Origin of the sequence: Pyrolobus fumarii 1A (assembly GCF_000223395.1) — an archaeon.
Lineage (GTDB): Archaea > Thermoproteota > Thermoprotei_A > Sulfolobales > Pyrodictiaceae > Pyrolobus > Pyrolobus fumarii.
The window spans coordinates 372,935-389,501 of sequence record NC_015931.1; the positions used below are offsets into that span (position 1 = coordinate 372,935).

At 59.6% G+C, this 16,567-nt stretch carries 11 protein-coding genes and 1 CRISPR repeat array (1 of these 12 only partly in view); of the genes, 5 read left to right on the forward strand and 6 right to left on the reverse strand.

Annotation, left to right across the window (positions count from 1 at the left end; genetic code table 11):
* Positions 1 to 22: 22 nt before the first annotated feature.
* Positions 23 to 1,381, forward strand: coding sequence for a DNA primase DnaG (dnaG, locus tag PYRFU_RS02085; RefSeq protein WP_014025954.1), 1,359 nt, complete (start codon positions 23 to 25; stop codon positions 1,379 to 1,381).
* Between the two features lie 239 nt (positions 1,382 to 1,620).
* On the opposite strand, the gene PYRFU_RS02090 is transcribed toward dnaG, so the two are convergent.
* From PYRFU_RS02090 to PYRFU_RS02100, 3 genes are all read right to left on the reverse strand, one after another.
* Positions 1,621 to 1,962, reverse strand: a complete 342-nt coding sequence (locus PYRFU_RS02090; protein ID WP_048191369.1) for a hypothetical protein — start codon at positions 1,960 to 1,962, stop codon at positions 1,621 to 1,623.
* A gap of 333 nt (positions 1,963 to 2,295) precedes the next feature.
* Positions 2,296 to 2,892: a Mut7-C RNAse domain-containing protein gene (locus PYRFU_RS02095; protein WP_048192240.1), complete on the reverse strand. Its 597-nt coding sequence runs from the start codon at positions 2,890 to 2,892 to the stop codon at positions 2,296 to 2,298.
* A gap of 104 nt (positions 2,893 to 2,996) precedes the next feature.
* Entirely contained in the window at positions 2,997 to 4,790 is a 1,794-nt protein-coding gene (locus tag PYRFU_RS02100) for a transglutaminase-like domain-containing protein (RefSeq protein WP_048191371.1), read from the reverse strand.
* 289 nt (positions 4,791 to 5,079) lie between these two features.
* Between PYRFU_RS02100 and PYRFU_RS02105 the strand changes: the two genes are divergently transcribed.
* Positions 5,080 to 7,116, forward strand: a complete 2,037-nt coding sequence (locus tag PYRFU_RS02105; RefSeq protein ID WP_244403885.1) for a S16 family serine protease — start codon at positions 5,080 to 5,082, stop codon at positions 7,114 to 7,116.
* On the opposite strand, the gene PYRFU_RS02110 is transcribed toward PYRFU_RS02105, so the two are convergent.
* Both PYRFU_RS02110 and PYRFU_RS02115 read right to left on the reverse strand, forming a co-directional pair.
* A complete protein-coding gene (locus PYRFU_RS02110) occupies positions 7,113 to 7,427 on the reverse strand; it encodes a PolB1-binding protein PBP2 family protein (protein ID WP_014025958.1) in 315 nt (104 codons plus the stop codon). The genes PYRFU_RS02105 and PYRFU_RS02110 overlap by 4 nt on opposite strands.
* 7 nt (positions 7,428 to 7,434) lie before the next feature.
* On the reverse strand, positions 7,435 to 8,130 hold the full coding sequence (locus tag PYRFU_RS02115; protein WP_014025959.1) for a hypothetical protein: 696 nt from the start codon (positions 8,128 to 8,130) through the stop codon (positions 7,435 to 7,437).
* Positions 8,131 to 8,213: 83 nt separating this feature from the next.
* Between PYRFU_RS02115 and PYRFU_RS02120 the strand changes: the two genes are divergently transcribed.
* The 3 genes from PYRFU_RS02120 to PYRFU_RS02130 are packed head-to-tail and all read left to right on the forward strand — an operon-like array spanning position 8,214 to position 14,821.
* Complete coding sequence (locus PYRFU_RS02120; RefSeq protein ID WP_048191375.1) at positions 8,214 to 12,845, forward strand: hypothetical protein; 4,632 nt, start codon at positions 8,214 to 8,216, stop codon at positions 12,843 to 12,845.
* Positions 12,842 to 14,065: an ABC transporter permease gene (locus PYRFU_RS02125; protein WP_014025961.1), complete on the forward strand. Its 1,224-nt coding sequence runs from the start codon at positions 12,842 to 12,844 to the stop codon at positions 14,063 to 14,065. Before PYRFU_RS02120 ends, PYRFU_RS02125 begins: the two co-directional genes overlap by 4 nt.
* Positions 14,066 to 14,071: 6 nt before the next feature.
* On the forward strand, positions 14,072 to 14,821 hold the full coding sequence (locus tag PYRFU_RS02130; protein ID WP_014025962.1) for an ABC transporter ATP-binding protein: 750 nt from the start codon (positions 14,072 to 14,074) through the stop codon (positions 14,819 to 14,821).
* Positions 14,822 to 14,916: 95 nt separating this feature from the next.
* Here the strand turns inward: PYRFU_RS02130 and PYRFU_RS02135 are convergent, their stop codons facing one another.
* Positions 14,917 to 15,198: a hypothetical protein gene (locus PYRFU_RS02135; protein WP_014025963.1), complete on the reverse strand. Its 282-nt coding sequence runs from the start codon at positions 15,196 to 15,198 to the stop codon at positions 14,917 to 14,919.
* Positions 15,199 to 15,872: 674 nt separating this feature from the next.
* A CRISPR array of direct repeats spans positions 15,873 to 16,567; the repeat unit is 25 nt; unit sequence GAAACAACCAAGAATGAATTGAAAG (it continues 1,750 nt past the right edge of the window).

The window sequence follows — 16,567 nt, forward strand, 5'->3', positions numbered from 1 at the left end:
TATCGGCTGGAGGTGGGCTAGGTTGAAGTATCTGATCAGGGCTAAGCTCGAGGTCGACGGGATAGTAGACAAGCACGATGTCGTTGGCGCGATATTCGGGCAGACTGAGAACCTCTTCGGCGAGGATTTCGACCTTCGCGAGCTACAGGAGAGGGGGAGGATAGGCAGGATACAAGTGGACATACGCCACGTGGGTAGCAGGACAGTCGGCGAGGTCACAGTACCGTCCAACCTTGATCGTGTCGAGACGGCGCTGCTCGCGGCTATGCTCGAGAGTGTTGAGCGCGTAGGCCCCTACCGCGCCAGGATACAGGTATATGACATCATCGACGTGCGCGCTGAGAAGATCAAGAGGATTGTCGAGAGGGCCAAGGAGATCCTCCGCACGTGGGCCAGGGAGAAGACACCAGACCTCCGCGAGGTGCTACGCGAGATTAGCGAGTCCGTGAAGGCAGCAGAGCTAGTCAGCTACGGCCCGGAGGGCCTCCCAGCAGGCCCGGATGTCGACAAGGCGCCAGAGATCATCATTGTTGAGGGCCGTGCAGACGTACTAAACCTACTACGCTACGGCTACCGCAACGTCATTGCACTTGAGGGCGCTAGGGGCAAGATACCAGAGACTATAATCAAGCTAGCCAAGGAGAAGACCGCAATAGCCTTCGTGGACGGCGACCACGGCGGCGACCTGATACTAATGGAGTTGTTGAGAGCAGCGCCGATAGACTATGTTGCCAGGGCGCCGCCGGGCAAAGAGGTCGAGGAGCTAACCGGAAGAGAGATCGAGAAGGCGCTTAGGAACAAGGTGCCAGCCAAACAATACCTAGAGACGCTCGAAAAGAGGCTCAAGAGGAGGAGAGCCGCACCACAACCAACCCCTCCCGCACCACCCGCACAGCCACAACAGCCCCAGGCCGCCCAGCAGCCGGCAGCACCGCAACCAACACCACCCCAGCCAGCCCCACCGCAGCCCGCAGCAGTCCAGCAGCCTCAGCCGCCACAGCAAGTAGTGGCAAAGCCAGCACCACCAACCCCGCCGCCCAAGGTAGAGGAGAAGCCGCCAGCGGTGAAGGCGGAGGTAGTGGAGCTCCCAGAGAGCGTGATAGAAGAGGCTAAGAAGCTACAGGGTACGCTCGAGGCGCTCATATACGATCGTGACTGGAAGCTCATAGAGAAGGTGCCGGTGAGGCTCCTCGCAGAGAAGCTCGAGCAGAGCGAGCCTGGCAAGGTGTTCGCGGTGGTGTTCGACGGCATAGTCACCCAGAGGCTCCTAGACATAGCCGCCAAGAAGGGCGTGAAGCTACTGATAGGCGCCAGGATAGGCAACGTCGAGAAGAGGCCCGAAGGCGTCCAGATGCTAACATTCAACGAGCTAATCTCCTAACACTCACCTCACACGTTTTTACAAGCAAACCCGTCCCACATTGTGCGTGGCACCCCACCATTCTCCCCCCATGTGCTTCAACCTCAGAATGGCATCGCAAGTGTAGAGGTGTTGGTTCTGCCTAGCATACACCTGCAAGAGAAACGTGTAGAGATACTCGCCGAGACTCGGCATACCCCACGATGTTTTACGCTACCCACATGCTCGAGTACTTGTAGGCATACAGGTTTGGGTAGGTTTCATTCCTTGCTTGCCCGCCTCCATAAGATAGTGTTCGTGGTTGTTAGTAGGACTAGCCAACTCGTCAGGGAGATTAACGACTCCGTCAGCATGTAGCTTGAGACGCCAGCCACGTTTTTGACTAACTGGGCTGAGGCAACTGTCGGTAACGCTATCAACACCTTCGAGATTGTCTCGGGGAGTATCTCAAGAGGGTAGTATACCGGTGCTAGCACAACCGCTAATGCATAGAAGGCGTTGCTTGCAGCCATAGCGCTAAGGGGATCCTTGCATACGTGGCTGAGTAGTAAACCCATACCTGCAGCTGTAAACAGCACAACCAGTATCGTTAGCGCTAGCAACGTGACCGCGGTGAGGGATTTGTTCAGGGCGAGTATGTGTAGTGCGGATACGAAGAGGATTATTGAGGGAAGGTTGCTCGCAAGACAGTCTATCGTCGCCCACGAACATGAGGAAGGGGTGCGCAGCGGACAGGAGCATATCCAGTCTCCTCGAAACCCTTAACTCAACAATTTCCTGCGGCAAAGCGACAGAACTGGTCGGCGGAGATTGTCTAATAACGGGTGTGCATCTGGTGTAGCGTTCTGGGCTGTGAGGAGAGGCCCGCATTCAGCTACATCCGCCGGGGGGTCCGACCCCGGCGGGATGGGGAGCCGCGTTGCACCACCGAGCCCTTAACCCTCTCCTCCAGCCTCGCCACCTAGGGGATGTGGAGCCTTCCCCTCAATTCTGATCCTGTGATGTGAGCTGGTGGCCGCCGCCGACCCCCGTCGCTGCCTTGCCTCGGCGAGCCTATCCGCGATCTCCCTAGCCTTCTCGAGAGTCTCGCGTATCTTCCTCCAGTGGCTCCCCTGCCAGTAGACCTGGCCGCACTTCGGGCACAGCCAGAAGTCCTCATACCTCACATAGACCTCTGGTGGGACCCTATCCTTGACCTCGTGCTTGGGGACGTGGCGTAGTGGCGAGTTGCATAGAGGGCAGCGACTTCTACCCGGATCGGCGTATAGCGCGACACCGGCTCTCAAATGCAACTCGGCAAGCATCTCCTCGATGTTCTCGCCCCTGAGCATGATTACCCTCGCTCCCTTCTTCCTCGCGAGTATCGAGAGGCCCTTGTCCCTCGTCACAATGATGCGTCCCTGCTCGAGAGCTACAGTGACCAGCCTCGGGTCCGGAGCATTACGATAGTATAGGGTGTCGTAGCCAAGCAGCCTCAACCAACGTGCAAGGTCGCCAAGCATAGAGTCCACTATGAACCTCGGCCTATCCATGCTCAACTCTACTCAGCCGAAACTCAACCCGAGTTGCAACAACCCCCTTAAATCAAAGGTGGGTGCGTCGAGAAGCGCAAAATGCGGCAGATGGGTCGGGTAAACTAGCCGAGGGGGAATGCGTACACCGGGTCGCCCTGGTACACAACCATGAGTACGAGGTTACCTGTGGAGCCTAGAGCCTCGGATATGCTACTGAGCGGTACGAGTATGCGGGCGCCATTGGGTGTGGTCCGCCACTCGCCAGCCGAGATATTGGCGATATTCTCGTACTGTATGTTCGACGAGGGCGGCAGTATCGTCGCTACGAACTGGCGGCTAGTAGCGTTATACACGAGTATGTTCAGAAGCTGCGGGTTGCGAACACCCTCAACATCAATAACCAGCGTGTCCCCAGCTAGCGTGACATCCACGTGCGGCGGCCTAAAGGGCACGCCATAAGCGGATATTATGAGCGTGGAGTTTTCCACAGTCACGTCAATCCAGAAGTAACTCCAGATCGCGCCATACTCTCGGATCAGGCGCTCGCCGTACTCCGCTATGTACTCCACCCACTTGTGGTGGAATGCTGGCGTGTACAACCTGTAGACAGGTACTTTGGCGCCGTGCATCGTCGCCGGCGGTATCTCGATTCTCGTACCCAGATACCTTGTAACGGTGCTCAACTGCTCGACAGCAGTGCCACCAATATCGCGCTCAACGACCCTATTCACCTCTCGCTCTATCGTCTCGGCGGGTATCGTGTCACCAGGCCACGTGTCACCAAGGGTCATCACTGGGCTCCTAGCGCACACCACTAGACGCGGGCTCAGCATACACGCGGCCAGCTTCAAGTCGTCAGCCAGATACTCGATATAGTCTTGGAGTTCGATTGGTGGGCGGCGCTTGTCAAGGACGAACACGGTGTTGTTCAGCTCGACGGCGGCAGCGGCGCGGCCTATGTAGGGGAACACCAGGAGATAAGTCCGGTCGAAACCCGCTCCTAGCAGCGCGACAGCAGTCAACACCGCATAGTCTATGCGCGCGCCCCTATGTTTGGACAGAAGCTCTGAGGGAAGAGCAGCGTTCAAACGGCTAACTGCATTCTCCGAATGCTCTATCTCCCTATTCTTCTCGAGCCATGCGAGGATAGACCAGAGAGCATCGCCGCTCCTGGCATTGTGGATAGTGCTATATGCTACGCTTATCTCGCTCTCGCGAGTAGCGCAGTACAGCGAATAGGCTAGGAACATGCGCTCGGAGCAGCTTATAGGTGTCGGCTTGTTTAAGGGGCGGCAATCACCAACTACAACCCTATTGCCATTGTCTTTGCCGACTTCAAGGTTACACTCTGTTACAATCCGGTGGCCGCTCCACACGACGAGCTTGTAAGACCCTGGTTGGAGCGCACGCATTATCCTACCGGTCTTGACGGCTACGGCTGTGACACCATTGTTCACTGTGACGACATCGGCGCCGAGCCACCCTCTACCCTCATACACTACGACACTCGGGTATATCGTTAGGATAGGCTCGCCACCCGTAGGCTCATAAACAGCGATAGAATCGACGACGCCCCTAACGCCCACTACGAGATACTCTCCCTGAGTCTGTATTGTGTACCCGTCGCCGCCGATACTCGGGGTGAGCACCGGGCCGACATCTATATGCGAGTTGTTAGCAACACCCATTTGTTTGATATCACCGAACCCGTACGCCGACCTATCAGACCCGCTCTCCTTGACAGCGACGTTAGTCGCATGCTCGTCTATCGGTGCTGGGGGAGTGAACGGAAGCTTGCTGCTCATCTGGTGCTTGCCGCCAACGAGCCACGACAGGTCTAGAGGTAACGCTAAGAGCAGTGAGAACGAGACTACCAGTGCAACAGCCACTATGGCGACTGTATACTGGGGTCTCATCGCCAATGTACCATATAGAGGAGCTCTTGACACTAAGATAAGGTTTTCCCCTATCTGATATACTCGAGAAAATACGCCAAATTTTTTAAACTAAATATATGGTAACTGGGCTACAACAAGTTTGAACGTATTTTATCGCTCAGTGGTATAGTGAGTAGAGATGATACCGCATTTAGATAGTTATGCTGAAATACGTACCAGTATGTGTATGTATGTTCATCAAGTCTTGAGGTAGTGTTATCACCCAGTTTCCTCTGCTCGGTTGGTTTGATGGTGCTGGGCTTTGGGTGTGAGGAGACTAGCACCGCTCTTGCTAGTGTTCCTCATTATCGCTCAGCCACTTGTAGCCGCCGAGACTGTTAGGGTGATAGGCGTCCAGACGCTCTACGTGCCTGGCGTCTACTTCGCGCCGAATGGCACGATGATCGGGCTGCCGTCGGTGTTGAGGGTTGAGGGCCTATACCCCGGCTCTGGCCGGGTATACTTCTCGACGCAGCCGTTGACGGAGGTCGATACGCAGGCGGCTGCGCGCATAGCGGCGCTCATCGCGTCTATCTATGCGGGTGCTGACCCGCTTAGCGTCGACTGGCTTGTCTCGTTAACATCGGAGTCGCCGGTTGTTGGTGGCCCGAGTGCTAGCGCAGCTACAGCCCTAGCGATGTACGCGGTTCTGACCGGGAGGAGGATACCGGAGAACGTCTCGCTAACCGGCATGATAGGCGTTGATGGCTCGATCGGCCCGGTGGGTGGTATACCGGAGAAGCTGCGGGCCATGGCCAGGGTTGGTGTCAAGACGTTCTTCATACCGAGTGGTGAGGAGATCAGCTATGAGATTAGGCGTGTTGTGGAGAAGCACGGAGGCATGGTCATCGAGCGTGTTGAGAAGGTCCCGGTTAACGTCACTGCCCTTGGAGAGGAGCTAGGAGTTAGGGTCGTCCCTGTTGCGAGCTTCGCCCAGCTGATAGAGGAGGTGTTCGGGGTTAAACCCCCGAGGGTTAAGCTCACGCTCCCAAGCGAGCTGAGAGACTACCTCATGAGGGTTGCTCTGCGCTATATGAGTGAGGCTGAGGGTAACGCGTCTAAAGCAGAGAGCCTCTACCAGCAGCTCCAGAAGTCTCTCGGCGGCGGTCTCGACCAGTGGGTCGAGTCTAGGCTCAACCAGAGCCGCGAGCTGCTAGACGAGGCTAGGCGCGCTCTACAACAGCACGCCTACTACGTGGCGGCTAGCAGGGCGTTCGCGGCGGCTATACAGGCTAGGCAGGCGCTAGAAGTGTTGAAGCTTGTGCAGCTCCACGTGGAGGAGGGTGTGGGTGTACTCCCGGCGGCTAGGCAGATACTCGACGAGCTGCTAAACGACACGGAGTCCATACTAGAGTCGGTCAACAGGACGCTAACCGCGCTAACCGAAAGCCGTGATGTTAACGCGTTGCAGGTGGCTGTTGGTGTCTTCGAGAGGGTTAGGTTAGCGGCTGACGCGGTCGAGAGGAGCAGGGTTCTCTACAAGAACCGTGACGTCATAGGGGCTTTGAGCGAGGCGGTCTACGCGTACTACCGTGCGAGGAGTGCGGAGGACTGGGCACAGACGTACAACCTCCTAGGCCGCGGCCCGGCCTACGACACAGAGAGGCTCCGCGAGACGCTCTCGACGTTCACCGGGTTCGCTGAGATGCTAGTCACGTACCTCGAGAAACTCGGAGTTAGCAACGAGTACCTGGCGGCGGCCCAGGGCGCGTTGAACGAGCTCTATGCGGCCGCCGAGAAGGGGCTACCCTACGAGCTTAGGCTCCCGATAGCCATAGACGCTATCACCTACGCAACGCTAGCAGTACACGCAGAGTACAACACAGCCGCGAGGCTATACAACGCGTCGCGCGAGACAGCCCTGTACGCGTACGCCGTGATAGCCTCCAGGGGCGTCAAGCCGATACTAGCGGCGAGCTACGTCGAGGCTGGTGACGAGACGCACGAGCCTCTCGCAAAGCTGAGCTACTACACTAGAGCCTCCACTATACTACTCGTGCTCTACACGCTCCTAGCCACGGGCCGGGCGCCCCCAGCCATAGAGTCGGGCGAGGCGCCAGAGACGCCATGCGCTTGTACAGGCACGCCTAGCACCTCTACGGTGGTCACGAGCGTGCAGGGCGGGACGGTGACAATATCAAAGATCTTCACGGTCACGAAGACCGTAACCGAGACGAAGACGGTGTATACCATCGCTAGGCTCGAGAACCCAGAGACCAGGGCCATGATAGAGGCGTTGACGGCGGGCCTCATACTCGGGGTAGCCGCGGGCATCATAGTGTCGATTGCTCGCGGTAGACGCTAGGCGGCTAGCGAGAGGACGCGCTCGAGGCTAGACCCCAGCTTTTTACGCAAGGGTCTAAGCCACGAGGCTAGGTTGTAGCACCCCTCGCCCTTCTCCATCAACCCCTTCTCCCTGATGCGCTTGAACATCAAATCGGGTTTCATGATGCCATGTTGTATCCTAAGCTCCTGCTCCGCGATAATCTCGCCGACCGATATGTGCTCCCAGAGGTAGCGAAACGTGATATACTCCTCCTTCGTGAGCTTCTCAACCATCTCGCGGAGCTTCCTTAGAGCCTTCCTCTCCTCCTCGCTAAGCCCCGTTACCGCCAAGCTACCCCTATAGTGGCGTGTAGCACCCCCTCTCCATGAATAGGCTTACCGCTAGCAACCCACGCGCCCCGTAACGCTCCCCTCCCACCACCTCCCCCGGTATCGCCGGGGGCTCGGCGGTGAACGCCGCGAAGGGCCCAGCCCTCTCCACCCGAGCTACTCTCATCAGCGCTGCTAGGCTCCTCGCGCGCAACCGCCTCACAAGCCCAGCTATACCAGAGAGGTCGTCGAGGCCGGGCAGCCTCCCGCTCCTAACTCCACCCTCGAGCCCCGTGACCCACGCGACACTAGACTCGACGCCATAATCCTCCAGGCTCGCGACGGTATAGACGAGGCAGGGGCAGGAGGCTAGGCTACCAGCGGGCATGGCAACCCTCCCACCCTCGTAGACCACAACCGGCTCGTCGCCACAAACATCGTCGCATGTGAGTGTCTCGCCGAGAGGCGTAGGGTTCGCATAGACTAGCACCCTCCCCTCCCCGACCAGCCTCGCAACCCTAACCGGGAGCGGCGTAGCGGGCCTCAAGCCGCCAAGCCTCTCGGATAGGACGGCGAACACGTCCTCGAGGCTAGGGTAGAGGGCAAGCTCGACATCATCACCCCCGTAGAAGCTCTCACGGATAGCATTCGCTAGTGCCGAGGGCTCCACGAGCCTAGCCGGTATGAGCGGCGGAGGCGTCTCGCGAAAGACGCATCTAGCCACACGCCCCTCCCCACAGCCTTACAGCTGAGCGAGCCGCTAGGTAGTTAGGAGTAGGGTTGTTTCGGCAACCGATAGGGGCTGGTTTGCACCACGCCACCCGCCTCTCGGCGACGTTCCTCCCGCCACTCCTGCTAGTTCTACTCGTGATGATCTCCTTCACAGCCGAGGCGAAGGTAGAGTTCAACGTCGACAGCTACACTTGGAAGTCGCGAGTCGGCGGCGACAAGGTCTACCCGGGGAGCCGCGGCGTAACCCTCACAGTCACAGTCTACTACATGGGCAACGAGACACTCGAGGATGTAACCGGGTGCCTCCTCCTACCCCCAGGCGTAACACCATCCACGGGGTCCTCCAGCTGCGCACCCGCACTCCGACCAGACGGGACACCCTACCTCCAAGTCCAGCCCGGCGACGTGATAGTCTTCGTCTTCAGGCTCGACATATCCAAGAGCGTCGAGCCGGGGTGGGTGGGTACACCCCTCTACATACGCTACTATAGCCTCGACACGGGCGAGCCCGGCACGAGCAACTTGTTCGGCATTAGCATCTACGTCTCTCCATACCCGACCCCGTCTCTACGCGTGGAGGACGTATACTGGGAGCCGGTGGGCTATCCCGGTACGCAAGGCGCCACACTGAACCTGGTGCTCCTCAACACCGGCGAGTCTAGCATAGAGAGCGGCACGGCGATACTCGAGCTGGATCCCAACGCCTTCCGCCCAGCCGTTCACCGCGTCACACTCCCCGCCGTGGCTAGCGGCGGGCGCATACACCTACGCGTCACGAGCATCTCGATAAGCCCGGGCGCAGACCCCGGACTCTACAAGGCGAGGCTAGAGGCTAACGTGACAGCGGCTACCGAGGACGGTGTCGAGTACCAGGCTAGGATAGAGCTAGAGCTATCCATCCCGGTCGCGGAGCCACCGCCCATCAACCTAACCATGCTCGACTATGGCTTCGAGGGGCTCGTCGCGCCGGGCTCGCGTGGAGCCAGGCTGTACGCGACGCTACTCCAAAACCAGCCGGGCGTCACGGTACAGGCTATAGTGGCGCGCCTCCAGCTCGAAGGCGCGACCCTCGCCAACGGCAGCACTACGGCGGTGCTCGCCGAGACCCTCCACCTACCCTACGGCGCCACGACAACCATACTCCTCGAGCCCCTCACCATCAACGATAGCGTTGTGAGGGTCCGCCTCGTCGTGGACGCTCTGGTCTCGGAGGGGGGCAGCGAGTACTGGGCGAGACTAGGCTACAACCTCACCATAGAGCTGCGCCCCCCGCCCCTCGACATACGCGTGCTCAACGTCACGTGGGTTGGTGGCCGCGCTTACCCGGGGTCGCAGGGGCTAACGCTACGCGTGACACTAGCCAACATGGACTATAGGAGCCTCGAGGGTATCACCGCGACGCTCGTGCTGCCCCTAGGCTTCCACCCCGAGAGGCTAACCGTCACCATCCCAGCGCTCCAGCCGGGGTCGACCACAACACTAGAGTTCCGCGGCGTGAGCATCGAGCCGAACCTACAGCCGGGGCTATACGCTGCGCGCCTATCGTTGAGGGGCTTGGTCTCCACCAGCGGCTCCTACACGACGTTCAACACGAGCCTAGCCATACTCGTGCGCCTCGACGGTTTCAACGCCAACCTCTTCCGCGTTGAGAGCGCCGGGTGGGAGACCGGCATAGCCTACAACGGGTCGAGAGGGGTAACCTTAACCGCGACGCTAACCCCCATGCACCCAGGCGCGCGTATAGAGGCGCTCTACGCGACGATAGTCCTCCCGCCTGGCATCCACCGCAACAACCTCACCAGCGTTAACGTGACGCTCGGAGGGCCCTACAGCTACGGCGAGCCCATCTCAATTAGACTCGACCGCCTGAGCATCGAGGGCAGCGTCTCTGGCAGCGTGCCGGTAGCGCTGGTTTTGAAGGCGCTCGTATCCCTCGGAGAAGCTGAGACCTGGCATGAGGAGACCCACGTCATACTCCTGCCGGTGTCGGCCCCGAGGCTGGAGGTGAGGATCCTAGACTACTCGTGGGCGACAATAGCCTCGGGTAACGCCAGCGGCGCCAGGCTGCGCATACTCCTACAGTCGCTGAGCGAGGCCAGGGTGACGCAACTAGTGATACACTACCGGGTTTTGACAGGCGGTTTCTTCATAGGCTCGGGGCGCGAGGTCACACAGACCGTGACCCTGAGCCTAGAGTATGGGCAGGCGGCTAGCATCGAGACGCCCCCGCTGGTCTTGAAGAGCGGTAGCCTGGAGCTGCTCTTGACGCTTGAGGCTCGGCTCGAGCTAGACGGCATGGTATACACGGCTAGGGCGCGCCAATCGATCCGCGTGGAGGCTCCGCCCCCTCCGGGAGACCTCCAGCCCACAAGCATCGAGATACTCTATGGTGGTGCTCCTGCTAGGATAGCGCCGGGAGCCGAGGGCATAGTGCTACGCGTGCGCCTCCTCAACACGCGGCCAGACGCGATAGCAAGCGTCGCTGCCACTCTTGAGGCTCCTGAGGGGTTCACGGTCGAGGGGAGTGGCGGCACGTGCCTAGGCGGCGTGGGCCCGGGCTCGCAGTGCACGCTCGAGTTTGTGCTTCGCGTATCGCCTCTTGTGGAGCCGGGCTCCTACAACGCGAGCATACGCCTCGTATACACCGTGGTCGAGGGCGGCGCTCTGGCTATCCACGAGCGGCTGGTTAGGCTCGTGCTCCCCGTTGTGCCTCTCGAGGAGGTAGCGCCGAGGCTGCGCGTGCTAAGCGTCCATTGGGGCACGAGCCCGACCATAGTCTACCCGGAGGCTGGCGTAACCCAGCTAGCTGTCACGATAGTCAACCTCGGCAGGTGGGAGGCGAGCGGCGTCACAGTAACGGTATCCACGAGCGCCGCGAACATAACGGTGCTAAACCCGAGTGTGGTGTGCGCCGCGACGCTCCCACCCGGGTCTAGCTGCACGGCGGTCTTCCGGGTGAGGGTGGGGGAGGCTAAGCCAGGCTGGGTGCCACTGAGGCTCACCATAGCCCAGCTGGTGCGCACGTACGGCGTGAACGCGGTGCTCAAGGAGAGTGTGGAGACTCGCGTCTGGCTAGGCGAGCCCCCGTGGAGCGGCGTGGTCGTCGTTGACGCCGGGTGGCTGAACGACTGGCCAGTCTACCCGAACACGAGCCGCGCAGAGTACCGCGTAACGATAGCCAACCTCAACCCCTACCCGCTAGCCGGCGTGCTCGCCACCCTCGAGGCGCCACACGGCATGAGGGCTGGCGTTGCCTACGCCCCCGGCCCCATACAGCCATATTCCGTGGCCGTTCTCGACATACCCGTGGACGTGGGTAGCGTCAAGCCCGGCGTGTACAACGCGACGCTGGTCATAGAGTACATGCTGGCCGTGGAGGGCGTAGAGTGGCGGCACGTGAAGCGCGTACCAGTCAAGCTAGAGGTCCATAGCGTAGAGGAGGCGTTGACCCTCGTGACGCTCTACTGGGAGGGTGGCTCCCCCGAGCCCGGCACGATAGGCGCCACGCTCAACCTAATCCTGCGTAACAACGAGGTGCCCGAGATGACCGGTGTAGTCGTCCGGCTAATCCTCCCACCCGGCATAAGAGCCTCCGTGGGTAACGCCAGCGTCGCCGCCGTTCCGGCAGGCACGCCGCTACCCTCCATCCCCGCGGCACCCGAGGCAGCAACGCAACTAGACCAGCAGCAGGTAGCGAAGCTCCTCGAGGCGCTCCGCGCCGCCCAGACCGGGGGTGTAGCGACGAACGTCTACCCGAGGGGCTCCTTCATAGCGGCGAGGGTGGCGCTCAACCTCTATGAGGCTCGCGTGGGCGAGCACCCGGTGACGGTGGAGGTCGAGTTTATCGACGCGTGGGGCTCCAGGCATGTCTATCGCGTACCCACGCGGATAGTGGTGCACGGCTCCGCCAGGCTAGTGGATATCGAGACGCCGCCGGTCGTCAACGTGACCGGCGGCTGGGCTAGGGTAGAGCTACGCGTAGTGAACATAGGCAGCGGGCCGGTCTACAACGCCTACCTCTACATCGTGCCGCGCGTCCCCCTCCTACTACCAAACCGCACAGTGTACTACCTCGGAACCCTCCAGCCACACCAGCCGGTGGCCATCGAGACGAGCATGTACTACAACCCGGCTGGCCTCACCTACTGGACCGGGAGCGACCAGAGGTACGCCTCAGTCCCCTTCACCTTCGTGGTGGTATACAGGGATGTGACAGGCACCCTGCACATGGTCAACCTCACGAAGCCCGTGCAGCTCCTACCCTTCATCGACATCCGCCTCGGGGCTGACACGAGGGCGGAGCAGAGGGGCTCCACGCTAACAGTCGGCGGCACTATAGTCAACCAGGGTACGGCCACGGCGCGCAGCGTGGAGGTCATAGTCGAGGCTGGCGGCGCGAGAAGCTCGAGCTTCATAGGCGACATGAGTCCGGGCGACCAGGCGGCTTTCAGGATAGACCTGGTGGTCGAGGGGCGCCCAGAGAGTGCAAAGCTCACAGTGGTATACCGGGATGACTACGGGAGGCTCTACGAGAAGAGTTACGAGCTACGCGTATACCACCACCCCGTGGCCACCGGGACGGCGACGCCGAGGCCGAGCCTCGAGGAGAGGGTGGTGCAGAGCATAGCGGTCATCGCCCCGCTGGCCGCCCTCACAGCCTCCCTCGTGCTATACGCGCTCTACAAGAGGAGGGGCAGGGCTCCATGAGCGCCCTGGTGTTCCTCCTGGATGCGTTGAGGCTGGCTTACAAGACGCTCGCGGAGAGGAAGACCAGAGCGATACTCACGATAATAGGCGTTGCTATCGGGCCGCTTGCCCTCATAGCGATGGTCAGCGTGGTTAAGGGCTACTCGAACTACATCCTCGGTCAGCTCGAGGCGCTCGGCCAGAACCTCGTGGTGGTAATGCCGTCCCAGTCCTACCAGTTGACCGAGAGGGACCTGGAGAGGCTGCGCGCGATACCAGGCGTCCTCGAAGCGACCCCATTCTACACGACGCAGGGCTTCGTGAGGGTGGGCACGAGGGAGGTAAAGGTGACGGTGTACGCGACTAGGCTTGACATACTCTTCCGCGCCCTGAGCGGCCTGGAGGTGATGGAGGGCGGCGTGCCCCCCGAGAACGCGCCGATATACGCGCTCGTAGGCTACTACGTCTCCCGGACGCTGGACGAGCAGGTAGCCTACCGCGTCGGCGACCCTATCCCCGTGAGGCTGATAGTCCCGGGCGACGGCGGGCTCCGGGAGCGCCGCGCAACGCTAATCGTGTATGGGGTGCTGGGTAGATTCGGCAGCTCGCCCATCCTCAACTTCGACTATAGCATACTCCTGCCCCTCTCAGCGGGCAGGAGGGTGCTACACCTCGACGAGTGGACGGGCATCATCATACTCGTGGAGAGGGCGGACCTGGTCCCGAACGTCACCAGGGAGATACGAGACATGTACGGGGACCTCGTGAGCGTCGTCTCCTTCCAGGGTATCGCCAGGGTGGTATCCTCGATAACCAGGGCGATGGAGTCGATAGCGTTCGTCACCAGCCTATCCGCCTTCGCGGTCGCCGTGGCGGGCGTCTCGGCCACAATGATAACCTCGGTTGTCGAGAGGGTCCGGGAGATAGGCGTGCTGAAGGCGCTGGGCTTCACCGACGCCCAGGTGGTGACGATGATACTCCTCGAGGGCCTCCTCATAAGCCTGATTGCCGGTGCAGCCGGGGTGACGGCGGGTATAGGCGCAGCCTACCTCCTAGCCTTGAGGGGCTTCGAGATACACGGGGAGACGCTACACATGGTTATCCGCGCCGAGCCCGCCATAACCCCGGAGCTAGTCGCACAAACACTCCTAGTGACGCTCCTCGTCGGCATCGCGGGGAGCGTTATACCGGCGTACCGCGCGGCCAGGATACCACCGGCGGTAGCCCTACGCTACGAGTGACGAGCCATGCCGCGCGAAGTCATACGCCTAGAGAACGTCGTGAAGATCTACGGGTCGGGCGCCACCTGCACCATAGGCCTACGCGGCGTCACACTCACCATACACGAGGGCGACTTCATAGCAGTCATGGGGCCCAGCGGCTCCGGCAAAACAACACTCCTCAACATAATGGGGCTCCTCGACAAGCCCACAAGCGGCAAGGTCTACATAGGCGGCGTGGAGGCCTCGAGGCTGGGCAGCAGGCAGCTAGCCAGGCTAAGAAACCGCTTCATAGGCTTCGTGTTCCAACACTTCAACCTCATACCCAGGCTCACCGTCCAGGAGAACATCGAGCTGCCGCTGGTCGCGAGGGGAGTCCCCCGCAGAGAGAGAGCCGAGAGGGCAAAGAGAGCACTCATAGCCGCGGGTGGAGACCCCTCCTGGCTACCAAAGAAGCCCAACCAGCTATCCGGAGGCCAGCAGCAGAGAGTAGCGATAGCAAGGGCGCTGGTCGGAGAGCCCCGGGTCATACTCGCAGACGAGCCAACCGGTAACCTAGACCGCGCCTCAGCCGCCACGGTAATGAGGACATTCCTCACCCTAAACCAGCAAGGCCAGACCATAGTCATGGTGACGCACGACCCGGAGGTAGCAAACTGCGCCAAGAAGATCCTCATAATACGCGACGGGATGATAGTAGACACCCTCGACCCAGACCCAAACACCTGCATCGCACACAAGAAGATAGAGACGAGAGACCTAGCAAGAAGAGGGTAGCGGCGCCACTAAGAAAACCGCCTCGCGTCACACCACCATGAGATACACGGTAAAACAGGGCACACATCGTATCGTGAATCACCGTGAAGCCTAGATCACGCACCTCTCCCCGCCGCCAGCCCCTCCCCGAGGCTCCCCGCGAGCCTCTCAACAAGACCCCTATCCGACGACAAGACTCGCGCCACACACTCCTCCCAATCACTCCTCCCCCGGCACCCCTCGACAATCACACAACCACGCTTCACAACCCCCTCCACAACAACCTCAACACACAACCTACCCTCACCAACATCAAACGAGTAGTCAACAACCTCAACCTCACCCCCAAGAACCTCACCAAGCACAAAACCAAGAACAGACTCAAGCTCCACAGACACACAAACCACCAACACACTACCAACACAACACGGGCAACAACCCTAACGCCACACACCACAACACCACACACAACGAACACCGAGGATGACAAGCAACCCTAGACACCCGCCCAGCCCACAGACACGCCAGCCACGGTCGAACCCCATACCGGTACTACTACGAGCGGACCAACAGCCAAGATACAATCACACGAGTAGTCATCAAAACACCAAGACGACAGGAGTACAGGGACAAGCACAGGTGAGAGAACAACACACCCGCAGCCAACCACACAAAAGAAGAGAGGACAAAGACGAGCAACACTACCCATCAAGTGTAACACCTGGCATCTCTCCTCACGGAACAACCTCCTAACAGCCTCGAACACCGCAAGACACGCGACAGAGGCAAAAACCCGACACACATAAAGCTTTTAAACAGACTATAGTGACGTTTTTAACCCCCGGTACTACCGGCGGACCGTTGCCTATGGGACTATGACTGGTTGAGAGTAGCGCAAGACCGTTGTAAACTCATACTTAAGCTTTTCTCTGCTTATAAGCCTGGTAGTACCCGCGGACTGTCCTGCAAGGGCACCGTTGAAGCCCATTACACCTCCCCAGCCACGCCAACAAAGGCAAGACAGGCAGAGATAAATACGGGGAAGAGCCTATAACCACACGACAAGCGTGCAGAAACAACCAAGAATGAATTGAAAGCACGCCAGAACTGCTGATCAAGCTGAAGGTGAAGGGAATCCACGAAACAACCAAGAATGAATTGAAAGAACGACGTTGACTGGGGCGACGCTAGGGTCATAGTGGTGGACTCGCCGAAACAACCAAGAATGAATTGAAAGTGCTAGGCTTATGCCCATCGCCCTTTCTGCCTCGTGTATCTTGGTGAAACAACCAAGAATGAATTGAAAGTTCTTGCCATGGGCGAGCGAGTAGAGGTACCTAGCCGCCAGGAGGAAACAACCAAGAATGAATTGAAAGCATTGACGTATCTAGGTTCCCACCCACAGACGTGCCCCTCTGATGAAACAACCAAGAATGAATTGAAAGAACCTAACACGGCTACTCACAAGCCACCACGGGCCATCGGAAACAACCAAGAATGAATTGAAAGCACGTCCTCGGGCTTCTGGAGCCGCTTCCTGAGCTTGAATACTGAAACAACCAAGAATGAATTGAAAGGACCTGGGTTTGGGCGGCCATCCCACACACACCCCGCCGGGTCCGGAAACAACCAAGAATGAATTGAAAGGCACATGTTCCTGCAAACCCTTACCCCGCTAGAGTCCACCAAGAAACAACCAAGAATGAATTGAAAGCACAAGATAGCCGGTATTGACATTGATGAAGAGGAGCTGACGGGAAACAACCA